A 20,789-nucleotide genomic window follows, 5' to 3' on the forward strand; every position below is an offset into this window, starting at 1 on the left:
AGGAGAACTTATGACTGAAAAACTTAATTTAGGCGGGCGTTTATGCTTTAGTTTGTACAATGCTCAAAGACAAGTCAATCGCTACTACTCAAATAACGTTTTTAAGAAGTACAAATTAACGTACCCGCAGTTTTTAGTATTAACAATTTTATGGGAAGAATCACCAGTCAATGTCAAAAAAGTCGTGACTGAATTGGCACTTGATACTGGTACAGTATCTCCATTATTAAAAAGAATGGAACAAGTTGATTTAATCAAGAGAGAACGCTCTGAAGTGGATCAACGTGAAGTATTTGTTCACTTAACAGAAAAAAGCGAAGCCATTGAAGCAGACCTAGGCGGTGCTTGCAACCACTTAGGCGACATCTCAGGATTAAACAAAAAAGAAGAAAAAGAATTGAACCGTTTACTTGATAAACTTATCGATTCTTTAACAAAAGAAAACTCATAATTCTAACGCCATTAAAATTAGAGTGATAACTTGCAGTTTTTTCACTTTTAAGATAAAGCATTCAGGCTGAATCTTCTATTAATTAGAGGGTTCAGCCTTTTTTCTTTCCTCTATCTTCCAACACATCAGCACGAAAAGCAAACTTATTTTTAAATGTATTGTTTTTCATCACTCCAATTGCTATCGCACTGCTTAATATCAAACAACTTAAAAACAGTGAGGATTAAATACTTTACCATTCAAAGTACATACATAATAGAACCACTATCTATTAAAAGCGCAAAACATGCTATGAAAGTTTTTAGCTGTTTTGCGCTTATTTCTATTCCTATTGATTATAAAGTTGTATCTCGAAATATTTGCTGGCACTAATTTAATGTCACCATTTCATACAGTGCACCTTGCTGCTGCATCAAGTCAGAATAAGTACCTATTTCAATGATTCGCCCTTCCACCATGACCGCAATTCGATCAAATTGCGGTAACAATTCTAAATCATGTGTCGCTACAATCAATGTTTCGCTTTCTGAGAATAAACGATGCATGACATTTTGACTGTTCTCCCAATCCAGTGCACGGGTCGGTTCATCAATCAGCCAAACCGGTGCTGCTTTGAGGAAGAGTCTTGCTAAACAAAGCCGCTGCAGTTCCCCGCCGGATAATCCTTTTCCGCTTAAAGTAATAACGTAGTCTAAATCTATATAATCAAGTCCTAAATCATTTAATACCTTGCGCATTTCTTTATCATCTGCATCAGATAATAAATTATCACGTACTGTACCGTCGAATAATTGCTGATGCTGGAGCAGCACATTAAAGACTTGTGCTTTTTGCTGTTCAGTCAGATCATACGTCGCTTGATCAGCATACTGCACACTGCCTGATGAAGTTTGATATAAACCTGCCATCACTTGCAGCAAAGTACTCTTGCCTGAACCAGAAGGACCGACAATCGCAATTCGTTCACCAGGTTGAACGTTTAAATCAATGCCTTGCAGCACTGCATTCACTTGATGTTCGTATTTAAATGTCATGTGTTCTACTGTCAACGATGCATTAGAAGTACTATCTAAATCTACTTTATCTTTTTTGGCAGGTGCCCCTTTCAGCACACTTTCCAAATCTAATAATGCTTGATCAGTATCTGCCTTATAATATGCAACATTACTCATTGAAACAGCTTGTTCAAACAACGTCAGCAGCATTAAAACAATACTTGTCAGATAGATAACATCCAACTGTCCGTTCTGCACTTGTGTTACACCTAATGCGACACAAAAGAATAAAGCAATCATGGACACAAGATCTAATGCAAATTCATACAACGTCAGAAATCGTTGTTCTTTTCTTTGTGTTCGGCTGTAACTTTCTAAATGGTTAGTGACAGATTGGCGATACGCTGTTTGCTTATGGAATCGTTCAAGTTCTTCATATCCTTCCTTATAATCGAAGTAACGACTTAAGAAGTCAGCTTCTTCACGTGCAGCACGTTGTTGCTGCAATTGTGCACGCTTTGCACATAACCATGGCAATATACCTAATGCAATCAGCATACTGATTGCTAATAACACAGCATGTGCCCAAGAAAAGAAGAACAGCGTAATCATCGTCAGTGTCGCAGTTAATCCGATAACGACTGGCGGATAATATACTCTTAAATAGATATTCTGCAGTGCTTCAACACTTGAAACCATACGCGCAATCAAATCACTCGATTTAAACTTTCGGTAAATATCAGGTACGACTTGAATCAAACCATTGAAAAATTGCGCACGTACATCTCTCAACATAGTAAAGGTTGTACGGTGTGATAAAATACGTTCAAAATAACGCATGACTGCACGTAACATTCCGAATAACTTCACACAGACGACTAAGACAATCAAACCATAGAGCGGTACATTTTGTGCTGCTTGTGTAATCATTAAACCACTTAAAAAGAACATACCGATAGCTACTAAACTGCCGATAACGCCGAATAAGATGGCCAATCCTAAATCTTTATCTAATTTGAATTGAATACTGCGCCGCTTCATTGTCTATCACGTCCTTTATGCCATTGCGTCGAGATGTCATTATCATCGGCTGTAATGCGACCTTTTTCCATATAAATACGGCGTTTTGCTCGACGAATGGTACTTTCTCTATGTGCAATCATAATCACTGTACGGTCATGAAAATAAGCTGTTAACGCTTCTTGTATCACACGCTCTGTCCATACATCCAATCCCGTTGCAGGTTCATCAAACACAACAAGATCAGGTTGGGCTAATAAGACGCGTGATAATTCAATACGCCGCATTTGACCGCCGGACAACATCTCTCCGCCTTCACCGATGAATGTGTCGATACCTTGAGGCAGCTGATTGATTTTATCCGTTAAACCTACTGCATCCAATACTTGATGTACTTGTTCATCTGACACTGCTTCAAACATCGCAACGTTATCTTTAATAGAAGCATTAAAGATATACGGCTGCTGGCTTAACACACCCATGCGCAGCTGCTCTGATTGTATCGAGATACTGCCTGAAGTCGGCGGCAATGCTTGTAGTATCAGTTCGGAAAGCGTGGTTTTGCCTGCCCCGCTCGGTCCTACTAAAGCAATATGTTCACCTTGATAAATATCAAAGTGTGCATCCATCACCGCATCGCTTTTAGCACCAATGTAGCGATAATCCACATGTTCCAATCGCATCAAAGGTGCTTGCTGCTGATTGATTATATGTGTGCGTTCAGATTTAGTATCATTACTGTTATCTAATGTTTCAAAGACCACATCTGCAGCACCTTCACTTTGTTTACCGGTATGAAACGCCTGTCCTAAATCTTTGATCGAATTGTAAAATTCAGGTGCTAAAATAATTGCAACAGCCGCTGTTTCAAAAGTGACGCTATGAAACAATACCAAACCTAAACCTGCTTCTAATGCGACAATTCCTATACCTAATAAACTGATAAATTCAAGCATCAGTCCTGATAAGAATGCACTGCGCAATATTTTCATTGTTAAATCCCTAAAACGTGTACTTTCATTGTAGATAGCATTTGTTGCTTGGTGCGAACGATTGAACAGCTTCAAAGTCACCAAACCTTGCGCAAGATTTAAGAAGCGTTGGCTGAATTGTGTTAAATACGTCATTTGTTCTTTAGATTCATCACGTGTCTTAAGTCCGAAAATAATATAAAAGACCGGAATAAACGGTGCAGTGACCAGCATAATCAATGCTGTATTCAAATGGATAAAGCACATCGTAATGATAATCACCAACGGTATCATAATCGCTCTGAAGACTTGAGGCAGATAATCTTGATAAAACGGTGTAATGCCATCGATACTTTCTGTCATCACACTCATTTGTTTACCAATCGGCTGAGGGATTCTGCTGTTTACCATACGCAGACGCAAATTCCGTTTCACTTTATAAGCAAGCTGCATTCCTATCCATTGATTCATCATATTTAAGACAGCACGCAGTAATAAAGCACCTAATAAGATGCTTAATAGTACACTCACAGCAATATGATGATTCTGTTTGATCAACATCGCATCTAAAACTTTAGCAATGGTCACGTTTTGTACCACCACAATAACGGCTAAAGCTGCGCATATTATGCCCATTATTATGGGATAGTGTATATATTTCAAAGCATAGTGCATTAAATTCTTCATTGTTTTCACCCTTATGTATTTATCTGAAAGTGATAAAACAAAGGTGGAACACGTATGTGTATCAAGCATACTTGTCCCACCCACTGTGTTTGGTTTCATCTTTTCTGTGATGTAACGACCTGATTGTTTTCTCAAGTAGTCATTTGTGTCAAAAAATGTCTTATCTTCAACTTAAAACATCTATGTAGCTATTTCAATTTTTTCGTCTTAGAATTCTTTTTAATTTTGAATTTATCATTCAAGATTCTGTCATAATTACACGCAGCCTCTATGCTACATCTTAAGTCCTATCTTTCAAATTCCTTCAATAATTAGTAGCACAAAGAATTTTTTATGTGCTATCATAAAAGTTGTTTCAACAAGTATTTACATACTACAATTAAAACTATTAATCACAAATAAGGATGGTACGCTATGTTATTGTTAGAATTACTCAAAGCGTTGATTCTGGGAATCGTTGAAGGATTAACAGAGTTCGCACCTGTTTCCTCAACTGGGCATATGATTCTCGTTGATGACATGTGGTTGAAATCCCCTGATTTCTTAGGGTCTCAATCCGCATTTACATTTAAAATTGTCATTCAGCTCGGATCAGTCTTCGCCGCAGCATGGGTATTCAGAAAACGTTATTTCGAAATGCTGCACATTGGAAAATATAAACATGGAGCACAAGCACCAGATACAGCCGAAGGCGAAACGTTAAGCAGAACTGCACAAACAAAACAAAAACGTTTAACTTTATGGCATGTATTAGTCGGGATGATTCCTGCAGGTATTTTAGGTTTATTGTTTGACGACTTTATCGAGAAATACTTATTCAGTGTGCCGACGGTTATGATTGGTCTTTTATTAGGTGCTTTCTATATGATTTTCGCACAAAAATTCAGCCGCCGTTATGCACATCGTGAAACAATTGATCAGATTACTTACTTGCAAGCTTTCGTTATCGGTTTATCGCAAGCGGTCGCAATGTGGCCGGGCTTCAGCCGTTCAGGCTCTACAATTTCAACAGGGGTATTAATGAAATTGAATTATAAAGCCGCATCTGACTTTACATTTATTATGGCTGTACCGATTATGTTAGCCGCAAGCGGTTTATCGTTAATCAAACATATCGGATACATTCATTTGAATCATATCCCATTCTATATTATCGGTTTCTTAGCCGCATTCTTATTCGGCTTACTGTCAATCCGATTATTCTTAAACTTAATCAACCGTATTAAATTAGTACCTTTTGCGATTTACCGTATCATTTTAGTGATCATTATTGCTATTCTTTACTTCGGATTCGGTATCGGCAAAGGCCTTTAATACAGAAGACACCCAGCACAAATTGCGTGCTGGTTTTTTGTGTTTCAAACACCTATCTGCACAATTGCTTTGACCCTTAAAAAAAGTAGTGTATGATACAAATGTATTCGTTTATGCCTGTCTGACTCAGGGTATTAAGTAGTTATATACTAATAAATGGAGGCCACTCAAATGGAGAAGAAAAGATTAATTAGAACATTGTTAACGGTACTGCCTTTCATTCTTGTGCCTTTAATTGTAGAACGTAAACGCATCAAGGATCATCCTGATGTGAAAAAAGTGAATGATAAAACTGCAAACTTAAGACAAAATGTCTCTGACAAATCATCGCAATTTGCGAGCAATGTATCAGATAAATCTTCTAAAGCAGCAACGGCGGTTTCTAATAAATCTTCTGACCTTAAACAATATGTCAGCGAGAAGAAACAAGAAATGGAAGAAAAACGCCAAGCTAAAAAAGAAGCAAAAGCCAATGACCCTGAGCGTATCAAAGCAAAAGGCGATAAATTAGAGAAGAAAAACGAAAAAGAAGCTGAAAAGATGGCGAAGAAATTAGAGAAGAACATCGAGAAGCGTCAAAAACAAGAAGATAAAGACGCAGAAGCAACACGCAAACGCCTTGTTAAAGAAATGAAAGACGCTCAAAAGTATGAGAAAAAAGTAGGTCTCGTACCAGGCGGACAATCTGATAAACAGCTTGAAAATAAAGGCGAAGAACTTGAACAAGAAAATAAAGATGAAGCTTATGACATGAATCGTATTTTAGAAGACCGCATTGAACAACGTTTAAAAGCAGAAGAAGAAGACAGACGCACTAACCAAGAAGAACGTATTGCGGAAATTCAAAAACACGAGAAAAAGCCGAATCTCTAAATGACACAAGTGATTATTGACGGAGATGCTTGTCCTGTTACAGGTTCAATTATCCAATTGACTGAAGGGACAGGCATTTTTGTTGTGTTAGTACGCAGTTATTCCCACTTCTCAATGCGAGATTATCCTGAACATGTCAAAGTTTCATATGTAGATGACGGTCCTGATCAAGTCGATTACAAAATCGTTCAGCTTGCACAACCTGATGATATTGTCGTCACACAAGATTACGGTTTAGCAAGTCTGTTAATCGGTAAAATCCAGTATGTTCTTCATCATAATGGTATGCTATATAGTGATAAGAATATGGCACAACTATTGGAACAGCGTTATTTGAATGCACAAACCAGACATCAAGGCACAAGACATAAAGGTCTTAAAAAGTTCTCAGATGAAGCACGTGCAAAATTCGAACAATCCTTCCAGCGTGTCATAGCACAGATTTCTTCTTAGGAGATGAAAAGCATGAGTAAAATTAAACGTATTGCAGTCTATTGCGGAGCAAGCAAAGGCAAAGATGAAATTTATATGCAGCAGGGTTATGCTTTAGGCAAGTATATGGCGGAGCATGGTTATGAACTTGTCTTTGGTGCAGGTTCTGTCGGTATTATGGGCGCAATTTCTGATGGTGTATTAGATAATGGCGGCAGTGCAATCGGTGTCATGCCTAAAAGTTTAGATGATAAAGAAATTACCAGCCAGCGTTTAACAGATTTAGTACTCGTAGATTCATTACATGGACGCAAAGCTGAAATGAGCGAACGCGCAGATGCCTTTATTTTAGCACCCGGCGGTGCCGGCTCATTAGAAGAATTCTTTGAAACTTACAGCTGGGCACAAATCGGTATTCACACAAAACCAATGGCAGTTTTTAATATCAATGGTTTCTTCGAACCGCTTCAGCACTTAATCGATGAAATGATCAAAGCTGGTTTTATTGATGATAAATACCGCTCATTAGCACCGCTTTACAACGATTTAGACAGCTTATTCAACGGTCTTGAACATTACCATTCTGTCGGCACACGTACCTATAATTAATTAACAGCACATGAAAAGAGAGCAGCGCTTCAACATGCGTTGCTCTCTTTATTCGTTCAGCTTCTTATAATATCTGACTTGTTGTCTTAACGGATGGATTTTCGACACAGTAGGCAGCTCGAAATCATCAAAATGCTGCATACCGATTTTATCCATTACGCGGCGTGATGCTGTATTTTCTGCTGCTGCTAAACTATAGACTTCATCAATACCTTTTTTTGCAGCATACTCCAATACCGCTTTCGCCCCTTCTGTGGCTATACCGTTATCCCAAACTTCTGGGATTAAGCGCCAGCCGATTTCATAAAACGGCAATTCTTTAAATGGATACTTACTGTTCTTAGGCAGATAATTCAACCCAACAAAGCCTATCCATTCACCGCTCTCTTTGAGTTCTACCGCAAACAACCCGATGCCTTCTCTTTGGAGGTTGTTCTGCATGGCTTGCATATCCAATTCAGATCGTCTGTAACTCAAAATGCTCGGGAAGAAGCGACGCACTTGCCGGTTAGCATTCATTCTTTGAAACGGCAATAAGTCTTTTTCTTCCCAATCTCTTAACTTTAAACGTTGTGTTTCCAAATATACGCTCATTTGATTCCACCTCGTACACCCATTCAATCTCTTGTGATCGCGTAAAAAATGATATACAAAAAAGCACTGTAGCAAAGTAGATTGTACTCTCGTTCTTATACATGGTTGTTATCACTGCACTTCACTTACGAGTGCCCTTCACACTATCTATTTGATTGTTAACTGCAAAGCTGCAGTAGATTGCCCTCAAATTAAGCTTGAGGATATTCAGAGCGTGTGTTGTAACTGATCAGTTGTACTGTGACCGGAACTTCTTGCAGACGTTCTTTCTCGCTTTTAGGCGCAGTAAATACAACGTCTACAAAGTCGCCTAAGTGGCTCAACTGATATGTAGCTTCAAAAGTATCTGTATCCGACTCGAAGTTTGGTTTTTGCGCAACTCTGCGTTTAACTTGTGCAGAAGGTGATGTATGTTCATACCCCGTAATTTTTTCAATTGCTTTGCCGACTTCTCTTAAAGTCATTTGTTTGCCTTCTAATTCGAAAAATTGTTGTTCGTGCATGGTTTAATCGACTCCTTTAGTTCGTTACTCTGTTACCTCTTTCATACCCTTTAGGCTTTTCATGCAAACGCCTAAGGCTGCTTCGCTGTGTCCTGCTCTTGTTGTTTTGAGTTTGTCTTAGATTTAGAGGTTGAAGTCTCAGACTGTGCAGATGAATCTGTTTTGTCTTTTGCTTTGTCTTCCTTTGCTTCTTTTGCTGCTTTATCTTTTTCCTCTTGTTTTGAACGTTGCTTAGCACTTTCAGTCGCAACTTTATCTTTGACTTCGTCTTGTAATTTATCAACACGTTCTTGTGTCGCTTTTTCTTCTTTTTCAAGCTTATCTTTTGCTGCTTTTAATTTTTTATTTTCCTTTTCAAGCTTATCGATATCTTTCTCTAGCGCTGCCTTTTCATCGCTCTTCCCGCAAGCACCTAACACTAAGGTTGAAGCCAGCAGCAGCATGATTACCTTCTTCATTTGATTTGTACTCCTTTAATCCTCAATCCAGCTCATCATTGCGCTGATTTTCTACTTATATTTTACCATGTATCGTACATTGCTTCATAGTTTACAATCAAACCTCAGAAAATTTTCGCTTTCGATGCGTCTGTGATTGATTTATACGCTTAACTTAGTCATAATATTCTTGATTGATAAAAAGAATCGAGGAGGTTTGCAATATGCCTAAATCCACGGAACGGTTGATGCGTGAAAATAATGTTAAGTCGCTGCATTTGAATAATACCGACCGAGAAATATTCGAAAGCTACATGACTTATATTCGTGCTGATCTGCGTGTCAATCCCCACGATTCTGAACGTGTACTGAACCGTATATTAAGACAGCTGCTTAAATCAGAGAACCAAGGGATGCTGGCCATGGATTTCTTTGACCATAATCCTAAAGCGCATGCGGTGAGAACCATTAAAGAATTAAAAAACGAAACCTTAAAGAACATCTTTAAGTATGTCTGGCATCATATCTTGTTTTTACTCGGGATATTCTGCTTCTTTAAAGGCTTTATCGGTTTCTTTATAGGCGCAAAGCCGATTTATTACTTTACGTTTCCTATTGTAGTCCTGGCTGGATTATTCATCATTTTCTTATTCGTATGGTGGACGTTCAAAACCGTACAAATCCAAGCCTTTAACAAGTCGAATTGGGTATGGATATTAACCTATGTCGTGATTTTTGCATTAATTGCATTGCTCTTTTACGTCTTATATATCCCGCAATCTTATTTGGCTTTTGGTCCATCTATCCAAATCAATAACTGGACCTTTATCATTATTTCATTTATTATCACACCTATCGCGTTCTATATTGATCATCACTTCATTAAACAAAACAGCAATACGTATTTATAAGCAAAAACAGCTTCAAAAGCAAAGTTATCCAACCTGCTTTTGAAGCTGTTCTTTTATTAGATGATTCTGCTTAATTGATTAAAATCGCTAAGAAGAACCATACTACCATAATAATCATTACAATAGCTTGTGCTGCAGTACTGGCAAGAAAACCTACAACTGATCCGAAACTTGCTTTTATAGCAGTTGCCGGATCCTTTTGCAAAATCATTTCTACAACAAATACCGCAATAAGCGGAACTAAAATAATGCCGAATGGCGGGAAGATAAAGCAGCCTAAAATAACACCGATCAGTGCTGTGATTTCGCCTGCTTTAGAGCCGCCGAAACGTCTTGTGAAATACTGACTCATCATCAAGTCGGCTAAAAAGATAAAAATCGTTAAGATAATCATGGAAATATAGAAGACCCATGATAATTTTCCGTTGTGGAAACCGATTTGGTAAATCAAGAAACCGATCCACATTACCGGCATTGATGGAATGACCGGCTTAACCAGTCCAATAAATGCAATCACAAAACATGCAATAATAAATAGCCATAAAATCGTTGCGACCATGCTTAACCTCTTTCTGATTCGATAAATTTCTGCTCTTTAGTAAAGAAGATTAATATCATACCTAAAGCTAAAGAAGCAGCTGATACATAAAACACATTCCCTAATCCTACAATTTGACTCATCACACCGCCAAGTAAATTTCCGCATAATTGACCGATAACCATCGCGTTCGCAAACAGAGTTGAGGAATAACCTGGGAATTCAGGTACAATATCTTGGAAATACGTAATACCTAAACCTAATAAGACAGCTAAGAACATAGCTAAGAAGACTTGTCCGACCATCATCATATAAACATTATCGAAGACACCGATACTAAAGAAAAACAGTGTTCCAAAACATGCGCCGAAAATCAACAGCGTACGTGTCTCTAATTTGGCAGATAAAACACCTAAGATAATCATAAACGGTACTTCTAAGCCTGCACATAAGCTTGCTAGTATCCCAACATAGTCTTCACTCTCATGCAGATATTTCGTTACAAACAGCGGCATATTTAAAGTATACATCCACTGACCGATATGCAGCAGGATAAAGGCAATAAACGGAATCAGCAGTTTCATATTTTTGAACATACTTGGTGCTCTCTTTTCAACATGCGGGCCGTCCCCGATAGAACGCTTGACCGGCACTTCTTTGAAGAAGAAGACTTGAAGCATTAATGTTAATAAGATTACAACAATTGTTCCGCCGAATAATCCGGCATAGCCCATCGTACCGTTTAATACAGCACCGATTAACGGACCGAATAAGAAACCAAATGAGAACATCGAACGCAAAACAGTATTCGCAAATTTAGCGCGCCCTCGTGAAGATGAAGCATTAATCGACTCACGTGCTGACGCATAAAGCTGCGGCATCGCAGGTGCGAATAACCCTTGGAAGATGGCATAAAGTGCAATGTATAACCAAATACTATGCACATAGAAGTAAATACCAAAACTCATTGCGCCCATAAACAGCGCACAAATAATAATTAATTTACGATTCACACCGCCTCTATCAGAGAAACGTGCAACAATCGCATTGACACTGAATTGACTGATTGCGGCTAATGCCAGCAATAAACCGAATTGCGATGTCGTCATGCCTAACTCATTCGTAGCAAAGAGCACTAAATAAGGAATGGTAATCGCAATCCCCATACCGATGAGCATCATGTTAATGACAAATAATTTATAGTTTTTAATATGCAGTAACTCTGCAAACATATTCTAACCTCACTCAACAATTAATAGTAACTACTAGTTTAATCAATTTAAAGCTTATTTGGAATAGATAGACATAATTTTTATGGATTTCTCATATTATTTCTTTTCCACATTAAAAAGACATCCAGCACGATACGGATGTCTTTGTGATAGTTTGCATTCAATACTCAGCGTTATGCTTCTGGCTTTTCTGCAATATCATTGACCACTAAATCAACGAATGATTCTACTTGCGGCAATTGCAACATGCTGGAGTCATAACTCAAATAAGTTGAACGCACTAATGGATGTGTTTCAATATCAACTTGTTCAAAATCAAAACGCTTCGGATCTAAATCTTTAATCATAATTTCCGGCAGCACCGTCACACCGACACCGCCAACAAGCATTTCTTTACATGTAGCAACTTGGTCTACAGATATCATTGCATGATAATCTTTGCCTAAGTTGCGGCCATACCATTCTTTGATTTGATTAATATAAATCGGGTCTGCTTGAAACTCGATAAATGGTAATTCTGGTGCTTGGTCTCTCTTGCCTTTGGGGTAAATAAAGAAATGTTTGTCATTGAATAAGTATTGGTTGTTCAAATTTAAAATTTTACTGCCGCGGATAATCATAATGTGATAGTCTCGATGATGTGCTTTTATATGATCACTGGAACCCACGCGTACTTGAATTTCTACATTCGGATACTTATCGTTATAATGACTCAGCACTTCAGGCAGCAATGTTTGACCTATCAATGAAGAGCACCCTATAGAGATTGTGCCGTTGACTTCTCCCATATGGGCTTGCATCTTATCAAAGAACAAACGCTCGCGTTTCAGCATATCTCTGGCATGTTCTATGACCATTGCGCCCTCAGTCGTAGTAATCAGCTGCTTTTTGGTACGTATAAAGATATCCACTCCAAATGCATTCTCTATCGCTTTTAATCGCTGTGTTACAGCAGGTTGAGAAATATATAAAATCTCAGCTGCTTTACGCAATGTACGCGTTTCGTCTAACGTGATTAACAATCGGTAATCCTCAATCTTCACACTTTATCCTCCTAGATACTTCAATCCATTTCTAATAAATAAAACCATGCGGCAGTCAATCTGACAGCATGGCACCTTTCATACAAACATCTTTTGTACATGACATGCAGCGTGATAACCAGCTCATGATTTGTCGCGGTGATGATGCGTCGTATGTTTATCGTTTAAATATTTATGTTTAATCTTATTATAGCAATACATAATATTTTCTTGCATACTCGCAAAGTCATGATCGATTTTCATCATCAATTGATGCGCGATAATGTATGCTTCATGATATTGTTTCTTCGAAATCTGCTTTGTCTCTAATGCACGTAATAAGTCATCTTCATCAACCAACTCATATTCTCCGTTAGGCAGCACAATGATGTCTAGACATAAGTCCACTGTACGTGCTTTGCCCTTTTGTGTAATATTCTTGATGTTGATATCAAAATAATATTCAAGCGGGTTGCCTTTTTCATCTAGCATCACTGTTATACTGTAGCGTTTCTTATCGGGAACGATCTGAAGCCACTGATAGTTGTTATCTGCGACAACAATCGTCTGTCCCACGACTGAAACCTTTAAAGGTTCCTTTACTTTCTTCATTGTGATTAGACCAATGATTCCTTTGAATTTATTATTATTCACCTTAACTTCAGTATAATCTCTTTCAATCAGACGACGCCAGTGACGTTTATCGATGTATTTTACTTTCACAGTCACCAACTCCTTGACATTATTATATAAAACTGTCACATACATGTCACTCAATGTTTGATATTCTTTACATTATTGCAATAAGAAGCACACCTTTTACACATTAATAAGCGATAGTGCCTTCCCTTTGTTTTTCCCCGCAATATAAAAATACCGTACTTATTTGACATAAGTACGGCTGCATAAAAACATAAGGCTGCCCCATTTGCAGCCTTAGTGTTAACTCGTTTTAATTTTTCCAAGGAAGAAACTGTCGACTGCACTTAAGTTTCCTCTCCAAGTAATTTTACCGCTGGAAGGCGTCGGCTTGCTGTCTCCTAAAAAGATACTGACATCTTTTAAATGGATATAGTTCGCTTCGCCGTCAGATGACTCAGCTGCTTCGCTTGCTCCGGCAAGTTCTTCGCTGAATTCTTTAGAACGTTTATTTCCGCCTTTAAAATACTTGCTTTGTGTTTCAAAGTACTCTGATGCTGAAATCAATGTCCCTGTAACAATCGCACCGTTAATCATGAGTGTAATATCCAATGAAAAGTCATCTTGATTTGCGGCTTGTACAAAGGACTCTAATACATCATCTTTAGCAGAATTACTACTCATTTTAATCACCCCTCTTTGTTTTATTTAAGAATTGTGGGTATCATCATTACTTTCTAACCACGTTTTAGTTTCTTCTTCAGTTTTCTCTTTTTGCTTTTTTTGGGTTTGAGCCCTTTTTGTTTTCCTAGTACTTTTTTCGGGCTTTTGTTTTTGCTTTTCTTTTTCATTTTCTTGAGACGTTTTTTCAGATCTTTTTTCATCTTCTTTAGTTTTTTCTGATTGCTCTTTTTCATCCTTATCATCCTTTTTGAACATTCTAGAAGTTGAATTTCTTAATCTTTTAATCCTATTCTTTGCGGAAAGATTAAGTTTAGAACCTCTTTGCTTAAGCGTTTGTTTTTCTTCTGAAGCAGCTTCAGAAGTTGTCGCTTCCTTTTTTCCGGCATCATCTGCCTTCGACTGCTTTTTTGCTGTACTCCCTGTACTTTTCTTTCTGCTTGAAGCAGATGTCTTCCTTGCCGGCTGCTTTCTTCTTGAAGATGTTTTCTTAGTTGCGGATGGTTTCTCCTCTTCTGAAACCTCAGACTCATCTGACTGCTTTGCTTCAGAAGCTTTTGTACTGTTAGATGTTCTCTTTCTTGGTGGCTTTCTATTAGCAGCAGAACCACGCTTAGATTTAGAAACTACCGCTTCTTTCTCATCCTTATCTTCTGCATCATCTGCTTTCTCTGATGACGCTATATCTTCCTCAGTTTTACCCTCTGATTTTTCATCGTTGTCTGATTGTTTTTCCTCTTGATCAGAATCAGTAGACTTTGAGTCTTTCTCTTCTGTTGCTTTTTTAGAATCAGGTGTTTCTGACTTAGCATCTTCATCTTTTGACGCTTCAGACTCTGAATCATCTTTGTCTAACTCGTCTTTTGATTGTTCACTTTCTTCTTTGTCATCAGATTCTTCTTTGTCAGTTCCGTCCCCTGATTTTGATGAGTCATCTTTTGAATCCTCTTCAGATTCAGTATCTTCTTGTTTAGAATCAGGTGTTTTCGAAGACGTGTCATCATCGGATTTAACATCTTCATCTGAAGTATCTTCAGCTTCTTTTTCATCCTTATCTTCTGGAACGTCTGTTTTCTCTGATGACACCTTATCTTCATCAGTTTTATCCTCTGATTTCTCATCGTTGTCTGATTGTTTATCCCCTTGATCAGAATCAGATACTTTTGAATCCTTATCTTCTGTCTCTTCTTTATCATCAGATTCTTCTTTGTAAGACTCGTCCTCTGATTTTGATGATTCAGTTTTAGAATCCTCTTCAGAATCTTCATCTTGTTCAGAATCAGGAGCTTTTGAAGACGTGTCATCTTCTGATTTTGTATTTTCATCTTTTGACGCTTCAGACTCTGAATCATCTTTGTCCAACTCATCTTCTGATTGAGCACTCTCTTCTTTTTCATCAGATTCATCTTCTTCGTCAGACTCGTCTTCTTCTAACTCATCTTCAGATTGAGTACTTTCCTCTTCATCATCTGATTCACTTTCTCCTGTGTCTTCTTCTGGTTCTTCTTCTGATGATGGTTCTTCTTCATCAGGTTCTGTTTCTTTTGTGTCATCATCATGATCTAAAGAGGTTTCATTGGATGATTCGTTTTCTGATGTTTCCTGATCTGAGTTTTCGTCTTCTTCATCTGATTCTGTTGCTTCGTCTGAATCTGTTTCTTCTTCTGTTGTTTCTTCTCTGCTTGTGTCTTCTTCATCTTCTGTGTCTGTGTCGTCATCTGCGACGAGTTCATTTTCATGAGTGTCTTCATCAGATTCATCTACATAAAGCTTGTCTTCTTTGTGGAATGGGTTGAGTTTAGAAAGCAGTTTTTTGCGACAGCTTGGTGCTGACAGATAACCGACTGAGGCGCCGACAAGTGTTCCTGCAATCGTTTGTGTAAGTGTCCGTTCACGCTGTTTTTGCTTTTGCAGTTTTTTCTTTAGTTTCTTTTTCGACTTTTTACTCATGCTTATCCTCTCCATCTCGCTGCTTGTCAGATGATGAATTTTCTAATTGAGCTTTGTTGCTTTCGTTGAGTTTGTTTTCTAATTCTTCAACTCTCTTTTGAAGTGCCTCATTTTCATCATCGCGTTTTTTAGCAAATTCTGTTGCTCTAGAAGTGAGATAAGGATCTGTTTCCCACCAATCTAGGCCGATTTCTTTAGCTTTATCGACTGATGCAACAATTAAACGGATTTTGATAGATAGTAATTCAACATCTCCGATACCGACTCTGATATCACCAGCAATAACGACACCTTTATCTAATACTTTCTCTAATACATCGACTAAGTTACTCGTTCCGTTTGAAGCAGGAGGCAGTTGTTCATTTGCCATAACTTATTCTCACTCCCTTGTTATCATTCGAATATGACATCATTACATCAATCTTCCTAATGGACCTAGGTCAATGTTTAAGTCTTCATCATCTAAACCGAAAACTTCTTTCAGCTCTTCCATTTTTTCTTCTAAGTCCATTAAGGCGATACCTAAGTCCTCGATTTGTTCTTCTGTCAGTGTGCCGCCTTCTACACGTCTGATAGCGTGGCGTTCGACAATTTCTCTTAACAGCTCGATGACTGTCATCACTAATTGCGCTAATCCATCTTCAGCATCATCTTGTCCTATATTAATACGTGCATTATTCTGATTGATCTGTGGCATCTAGAAGTTCCCTCCTTTGTTTTTCGAATTCGTCAGATGTGATATCGTGCCGGTTATTTTCGTAAGACTGAACCAACGTTTCAACAGAAGAAATCAAAATGCGCAAGTCTAAATAAACCAAATCAATACCAGCAATGGAGATGATTAAGTCACCTCTGATTGCGACACCTTTATCCAAAATGACATCTAAAACATCTATGAGCCCAACTTCTTTATTTTCTATGGTTTCTCTTGTTGACGGCATCTACATACACCTCACAATTAATTAAAGCTAGAAAAATGGTATGCAGGCCAAGGGCCTGTTGCTTCTATACGCCAACCTTCTTCTGGCAGTTCGTTTTTTTCATTATCGATAATCTCTAAGAACGCATCAACTTTGTCTTTTGGTAAAAGATAGACACTGTTGTAAACCATTTCTTCTTTTAATCCGGTCACATCTCTTCCCCAATTCTTCTTAATAGAGTAATCTACTGCTAATGCTTTGATTTTTTGATGCAATGCTTCTCCGACACGGTCTTTCTCGTTTTCAAGTTCTGTATCTACGAACGTATCGATTTTTTTCTCCGCAAAGAAACGTTTGCCTTTTGACATACCATCGAGTTCGCGGCGTTTTTCTTCAACATTTTTATTATGCTTGCTGATTTCCTTTTTCAACTTGTTGTCATCTGTATAAAGTTTCAATGTCCATTCTTCTTTGTCTTGCAAGAAATCGAATGTCGCATTGATTTTTTCTTCAACATCTTGAATTGTGGATTTTAAGCTGTCTTTTGTTTTATAAATCGTACAGAATTTCAACGGAATCAGCGTATAGTTCTGGTAGAGCGTTTCAATCGTTTCATGATGGTGAAAGGCTTTTTCTTGAAGCCATTCCATGTCATTATCGATTTTATCTTCAATTACGGATTCAGAGTATTCATCACCATCTAAATCACAAACAATACTAGTAATGTTGTCATCAATCGGTACAGTGTATAAACTGCCCTTTTTATCAAAACCTGTTAAAGAAGGTAGTTCGGTGTCTTCAAGTTCCGATGCTGGAACAAGTGCATACAAATATAACAAATTCCCCATTATCTATTCATCTTCCTTCTGTTCAATCATTGCTTCAACTTCTTCAATTTCTTTTTGTTTGGCAGTTTCGTAGCGTGCAAGCAGCTCTGCTTCCTTCTCTTTATATACATCTTCTGGAATTTCGCCTAATTCCATCATCATCTGAAGTTGGATGAGTTTTTGTTCAATTGTCGGAAGGTCATAGAGTTCCTTGTCTGCCTCTTCTTTGACTTTTTTAGCGATGGCCGTCAAAGTTTTGATTGAGCCGTATATCAACATTTACATCCCTCATTCAATGTTAAGACGGATATTCACAAAGTTATACGCTGCCCATGGTCCTGTATATTTGAAATCAACTTTGTCTTTCCATTCTTCATGAAGTTGATTGACCTTATCATCAAATGCTTGATCATGTTCGCTGTCGACAAGAAATGCTGCGTTTAACAACATTTTCTCGCTTTGCGGTTCATTAGATTTAGCAGCCGTACTGATATTTGCGAGCGGTTGATAAATATCCTCTTCGATTTTTTGTGTTAATGCTTTGAATACATTTTGCGTAGCTGAACCGAGCTTAATACGGTCGTAATAGCCTGCATCTTCTGATTTGCCTTTGACAGATTCGGCCATTTTTTGAAGTTCCGGATCATCTTTTACTATTGATTCCAGCCATTCTTGTTTGCCGATTACTTTTAATCCGAGTTCGAATTTGCCTTTAATTTCTGGGAATAATGTTTCGAATTGGGGATAAAGCTTTTCAAGCAATACTTTCACATCATCTTTAGATTTAAAGACATTCCCAAAACTGATAGGGATGACTGCATCTTTTTCTTTCATGACTGTAGATACTACCGTTTGATGCATAATCAAGTTTTCTTTCTTTGGTGCATATATTTTCATAGGAACAACTGCAGCAACAATCGCTGCATCCTTATATCTGATAGTGAAGAGTTCTCTTTCCTCACCTTCAACTTCTACTGTTCCAAAATCATCATTGCGATCTGTTTGTGTACCGCAAAAAACATAAACGCCTGTATCTTCTTGTGCCATATGCGTAGCTCCTTTGATTGTATCTATTGTTTAATCCTTATAAGCTTATGATTAATTATTATCAACTTTACTTCTGTAGCGGATGCCCTCACGTTTAAATGACGTGACTTCTCCATCTTTATCAAGTTCTACATGATACGTTCCTAACATTTCATCTTTTGCATAACGTTTCATATACTCTTTCTCTTCAATCACTTCAACAGTTGCTATCCATCCGCCTTCATCACTTTCGCTTTTTTCAACTGATGTGATTTTAAATGGCGGTGCAACGTTTTCATTGAAAAACTCAGTGATTTTATTTAAAAGTTCTTTGATAGCCATGTTTATCCTCCATATATGCAAATAGTAAGAGATGACGACAAACTCTCATAGTTGCCGCCTCTCTGGAATTTGATTCAGTTATTAAACGCTATATGACGATTCTTTCTTTTCTTTCTTGTCTTCGTCATCTGATTGGCTTTGCTGCTCGATTTGCTGTTGTTCATTGTTATCTGCTGTAAGTCTTTCAGGTGTTTGACCTGGCAGACCTTCTTCTTCAACATCGTCTCTTAATAAGCCGACTGCTTCAGCATATCTTAACCAAGTATCCACACTTGCAATAACTACTCTTGCTTCAATTGTTAAGATTTCGATACCTACGACTGAAACTCTCACAAATGCGTCAATTACAATACCTTTATCTAATATACGGTCGATTACCTCTGCTAAACTTGAAGTATCTGCGCTTCTTTGTACACTCATACTATTTAATCCCCTCTCAAATTTGTATTTTTATCAATACTTTTAATTGTCAGTTAACAACGATTTATTGTGTTGCAAACCTTTGACTTCGCTTGACTTTTTAATATCTGCTGCGCTTTTGATTTTGGAAACGCCTTTGATGTCTCTGTAACTCTTGATGTCTTGAACACCTTTGACTTTTTTCTTGCTGCTGCCTGAATCGTTGGTGTTGATTTTATCTTGAAAGGCTTCCCCAGCCTCTTTTACTTTTCCTAATTTATCGCGTGTCTTGAGCAAAGCACCTTGGATTTTATCCGTTGCTTCATCCGCAACTTCGGGTACAACTTCTTGGTTTTTCTCTTTCACTTGCTGTAACTTTCCTGCTGCTTGATCCGCCTTCGTTTGTACACCATCTTGAATTTTTTCTTCCATCATTTCATTTGCTTTGTCTTTCAACTTGTCTTTAGCTTTGTCTTCAATGGCGTCAGGAGTTTTTTCAATTGCTTTCTTTGCTAATGTTCCTGCTGCTTTTTTTACTAGTTTATTCGGCATCAAAGTCCTCCCTTAACTATGAGGTTTGCCTTTATCATTTACAGTATTAGCAACCACCTTTATATCCGGTATAAACAAAATGATTTTCTTGATGTTTTCTATATAAAAAGTTTTGATTATTTACAATTTTGATTTTACAATAATAATCATTTTCGACAATTACAAACTTTTGTCTCAATACACAAACGGTGTACTTTCATATAAGTAACAATCCTAATATTGTTCAATATGTACAAATCATCAACTATACTTATTTTTTCTTTATTGAACACCTTATAGTATTAGTCGCCTTTCATCTTATGTATTGTTTCAGAGCACAAAAAAAACAGAACCCTTAACATTTGCAGGGTTCTGCTTTTAAGTAAACTATTCATTTAATGATGCTACCGCATAAGATTCAATTACTTGGCTTAAGTGCGGATAGTCTGCTTTTAAAGTTGCTTGATCAAACATTTCAAAATGCTCAAACATGAATCCAGGCTGGCACATACAGCCGACTAATGCATAACCGGACTCATCTTTGATTGAAGATGCAAAAATTGTTCCGGCTGGTACAACATATTGAAGGACTTCTCCTTGTGCAATATTAGGACCGATGTGTACCGCTTCATATTCGCCATTCTTATGAATCATATGAACAGTCAATGTTTGACCATAATGATAATACCAGATTTCATCTGTATCGATACGATGAAAGTGTGAAATATTATCATCAGTCAGTAAAAAATAAATGCTCGTATAAGCTGGGCGCGTTGTTTGCGCTATATGTCGTTCGGCTTGAATAATCTCTTTATAATAGCCACCTTCCGGATGAGGAATTAAATCTAATTCATTCACCCAATCTGCCACTGTTCGCTGCATCAT

Annotated in this window: 27 protein-coding genes; 6 read left to right on the forward strand and 21 right to left on the reverse strand. The window is 37.7% G+C overall.

Translation table 11 applies throughout. From position 1 onward, the window contains the following. Positions 1-10 precede the first annotated feature (10 nt). Positions 11-451, forward strand: coding sequence for a MarR family winged helix-turn-helix transcriptional regulator (locus tag MUA90_RS11630; protein WP_105993496.1), 441 nt, complete (start codon positions 11-13; stop codon positions 449-451). 368 nt (positions 452-819) lie between these two features. Here the strand turns inward: MUA90_RS11630 and cydC are convergent, their stop codons facing one another. Both cydC and MUA90_RS11640 read right to left on the reverse strand, forming a co-directional pair. Then, positions 820-2,487, reverse strand: a complete 1,668-nt coding sequence (gene cydC, locus MUA90_RS11635; RefSeq protein WP_262587065.1) for a thiol reductant ABC exporter subunit CydC — start codon at positions 2,485-2,487, stop codon at positions 820-822. Next, positions 2,484-4,124 (reverse strand): ABC transporter ATP-binding protein/permease, encoded by a 1,641-nt coding sequence (locus MUA90_RS11640; protein ID WP_262587067.1) that lies wholly within the window; start codon positions 4,122-4,124, stop codon positions 2,484-2,486. Before MUA90_RS11640 ends, cydC begins: the two co-directional genes overlap by 4 nt. A 414-nt stretch (positions 4,125-4,538) precedes the next feature. Between MUA90_RS11640 and MUA90_RS11645 the strand changes: the two genes are divergently transcribed. The 4 genes from MUA90_RS11645 to MUA90_RS11660 all read left to right on the forward strand — a co-directional run bounded on the left by MUA90_RS11645 (position 4,539) and on the right by MUA90_RS11660 (position 7,352). Then, positions 4,539-5,438, forward strand: a complete 900-nt coding sequence (locus tag MUA90_RS11645; RefSeq protein WP_262587069.1) for an undecaprenyl-diphosphate phosphatase — start codon at positions 4,539-4,541, stop codon at positions 5,436-5,438. A 171-nt stretch (positions 5,439-5,609) separates the two neighbouring features. After that, entirely contained in the window at positions 5,610-6,311 is a 702-nt protein-coding gene (locus tag MUA90_RS11650; protein ID WP_262587071.1) for a hypothetical protein, read from the forward strand. Next, a complete protein-coding gene (locus MUA90_RS11655) occupies positions 6,312-6,764 on the forward strand; it encodes a YaiI/YqxD family protein (protein WP_262587073.1) in 453 nt (150 codons plus the stop codon). A 21-nt stretch (positions 6,765-6,785) separates the two neighbouring features. Then, complete coding sequence (locus MUA90_RS11660; protein WP_262588845.1) at positions 6,786-7,352, forward strand: LOG family protein; 567 nt, start codon at positions 6,786-6,788, stop codon at positions 7,350-7,352. Positions 7,353-7,400: 48 nt separating this feature from the next. On the opposite strand, the gene MUA90_RS11665 is transcribed toward MUA90_RS11660, so the two are convergent. From MUA90_RS11665 to MUA90_RS11675, 3 genes are all read right to left on the reverse strand, one after another. Continuing rightward, a complete protein-coding gene (locus MUA90_RS11665; RefSeq protein WP_114603872.1) occupies positions 7,401-7,946 on the reverse strand; it encodes a GNAT family N-acetyltransferase in 546 nt (181 codons plus the stop codon). A 191-nt stretch (positions 7,947-8,137) separates the two neighbouring features. Then, positions 8,138-8,449, reverse strand: coding sequence for a hypothetical protein (locus MUA90_RS11670; protein WP_105993488.1), 312 nt, complete (start codon positions 8,447-8,449; stop codon positions 8,138-8,140). A 71-nt stretch (positions 8,450-8,520) separates the two neighbouring features. Beyond that, complete coding sequence (locus MUA90_RS11675; RefSeq protein ID WP_262587077.1) at positions 8,521-8,907, reverse strand: SA0632 family lipoprotein; 387 nt, start codon at positions 8,905-8,907, stop codon at positions 8,521-8,523. Positions 8,908-9,110: 203 nt separating this feature from the next. Here MUA90_RS11675 and MUA90_RS11680 point away from each other — a divergent pair, with 203 nt between their 5' ends. After that, positions 9,111-9,797, forward strand: coding sequence for a DUF1129 family protein (locus tag MUA90_RS11680; RefSeq protein ID WP_105993486.1), 687 nt, complete (start codon positions 9,111-9,113; stop codon positions 9,795-9,797). A gap of 70 nt (positions 9,798-9,867) precedes the next feature. Here MUA90_RS11680 and MUA90_RS11685 read toward each other — a convergent pair whose 3' ends face one another. From MUA90_RS11685 to MUA90_RS11760, 16 genes are all read right to left on the reverse strand, one after another. Continuing rightward, positions 9,868-10,356, reverse strand: a complete 489-nt coding sequence (locus MUA90_RS11685; RefSeq protein ID WP_114603876.1) for a DUF456 domain-containing protein — start codon at positions 10,354-10,356, stop codon at positions 9,868-9,870. 2 nt (positions 10,357-10,358) lie between these two features. Next, positions 10,359-11,567, reverse strand: coding sequence for a sugar efflux transporter (locus MUA90_RS11690; RefSeq protein ID WP_262587080.1), 1,209 nt, complete (start codon positions 11,565-11,567; stop codon positions 10,359-10,361). A 173-nt stretch (positions 11,568-11,740) separates the two neighbouring features. Next, the gene (locus tag MUA90_RS11695) at positions 11,741-12,610 is read right to left on the reverse strand and encodes a LysR family transcriptional regulator (RefSeq protein ID WP_114603878.1); all 870 of its coding nucleotides are present in this window, start codon (positions 12,608-12,610) and stop codon (positions 11,741-11,743) included. A 123-nt stretch (positions 12,611-12,733) separates the two neighbouring features. Further along, a complete protein-coding gene (locus MUA90_RS11700) occupies positions 12,734-13,312 on the reverse strand; it encodes a ribonuclease FAU-1 family protein (protein ID WP_262587082.1) in 579 nt (192 codons plus the stop codon). A 219-nt stretch (positions 13,313-13,531) separates the two neighbouring features. Beyond that, positions 13,532-13,912 carry a gas vesicle accessory protein GvpU gene (gvpU, locus tag MUA90_RS11705; protein WP_262587083.1) on the reverse strand — a complete coding sequence of 127 codons (381 nt, stop codon included), beginning with the start codon at positions 13,910-13,912 and terminating at the stop codon, positions 13,532-13,534. Positions 13,913-13,936: 24 nt separating this feature from the next. Continuing rightward, positions 13,937-15,859: a hypothetical protein gene (locus MUA90_RS11710; RefSeq protein ID WP_262587084.1), complete on the reverse strand. Its 1,923-nt coding sequence runs from the start codon at positions 15,857-15,859 to the stop codon at positions 13,937-13,939. Continuing rightward, entirely contained in the window at positions 15,852-16,229 is a 378-nt protein-coding gene (locus MUA90_RS11715) for a gas vesicle protein (RefSeq protein ID WP_262587086.1), read from the reverse strand. Before MUA90_RS11715 ends, MUA90_RS11710 begins: the two co-directional genes overlap by 8 nt. Before the next feature lie 42 nt (positions 16,230-16,271). Continuing rightward, positions 16,272-16,556, reverse strand: coding sequence for a gas vesicle protein K (locus MUA90_RS11720; protein ID WP_114603882.1), 285 nt, complete (start codon positions 16,554-16,556; stop codon positions 16,272-16,274). Continuing rightward, a complete protein-coding gene (locus tag MUA90_RS11725; RefSeq protein WP_114603883.1) occupies positions 16,534-16,800 on the reverse strand; it encodes a gas vesicle protein in 267 nt (88 codons plus the stop codon). The genes MUA90_RS11720 and MUA90_RS11725 overlap by 23 nt, the downstream gene beginning before the upstream one ends. A 17-nt stretch (positions 16,801-16,817) precedes the next feature. Next, positions 16,818-17,627: a GvpL/GvpF family gas vesicle protein gene (locus tag MUA90_RS11730; protein WP_262587087.1), complete on the reverse strand. Its 810-nt coding sequence runs from the start codon at positions 17,625-17,627 to the stop codon at positions 16,818-16,820. Positions 17,628-17,630: 3 nt separating this feature from the next. After that, positions 17,631-17,885 carry a gas vesicle protein GvpG gene (locus MUA90_RS11735; protein ID WP_114603885.1) on the reverse strand — a complete coding sequence of 85 codons (255 nt, stop codon included), beginning with the start codon at positions 17,883-17,885 and terminating at the stop codon, positions 17,631-17,633. A 9-nt stretch (positions 17,886-17,894) separates the two neighbouring features. After that, complete coding sequence (locus MUA90_RS11740; RefSeq protein WP_114603886.1) at positions 17,895-18,653, reverse strand: GvpL/GvpF family gas vesicle protein; 759 nt, start codon at positions 18,651-18,653, stop codon at positions 17,895-17,897. Positions 18,654-18,704: 51 nt separating this feature from the next. After that, positions 18,705-18,974 carry a gas vesicle protein GvpO gene (locus MUA90_RS11745; protein ID WP_262587089.1) on the reverse strand — a complete coding sequence of 90 codons (270 nt, stop codon included), beginning with the start codon at positions 18,972-18,974 and terminating at the stop codon, positions 18,705-18,707. A gap of 81 nt (positions 18,975-19,055) precedes the next feature. After that, positions 19,056-19,394 (reverse strand): gas vesicle protein GvpJ, encoded by a 339-nt coding sequence (gene gvpJ / locus MUA90_RS11750; RefSeq protein ID WP_262587090.1) that lies wholly within the window; start codon positions 19,392-19,394, stop codon positions 19,056-19,058. A 42-nt stretch (positions 19,395-19,436) separates the two neighbouring features. Next, positions 19,437-19,925, reverse strand: a complete 489-nt coding sequence (gene gvpQ, locus MUA90_RS11755; protein ID WP_262587091.1) for a gas vesicle protein GvpQ — start codon at positions 19,923-19,925, stop codon at positions 19,437-19,439. A gap of 366 nt (positions 19,926-20,291) precedes the next feature. After that, positions 20,292-20,786 (reverse strand): cupin domain-containing protein, encoded by a 495-nt coding sequence (locus MUA90_RS11760; RefSeq protein ID WP_262588846.1) that lies wholly within the window; start codon positions 20,784-20,786, stop codon positions 20,292-20,294. Positions 20,787-20,789: the final 3 nt, after the last annotated feature.

Source organism: Staphylococcus sp. IVB6181, from assembly GCF_025561445.1.
Classification (GTDB): Bacteria; Bacillota; Bacilli; order Staphylococcales; family Staphylococcaceae; genus Staphylococcus; species Staphylococcus simulans_B.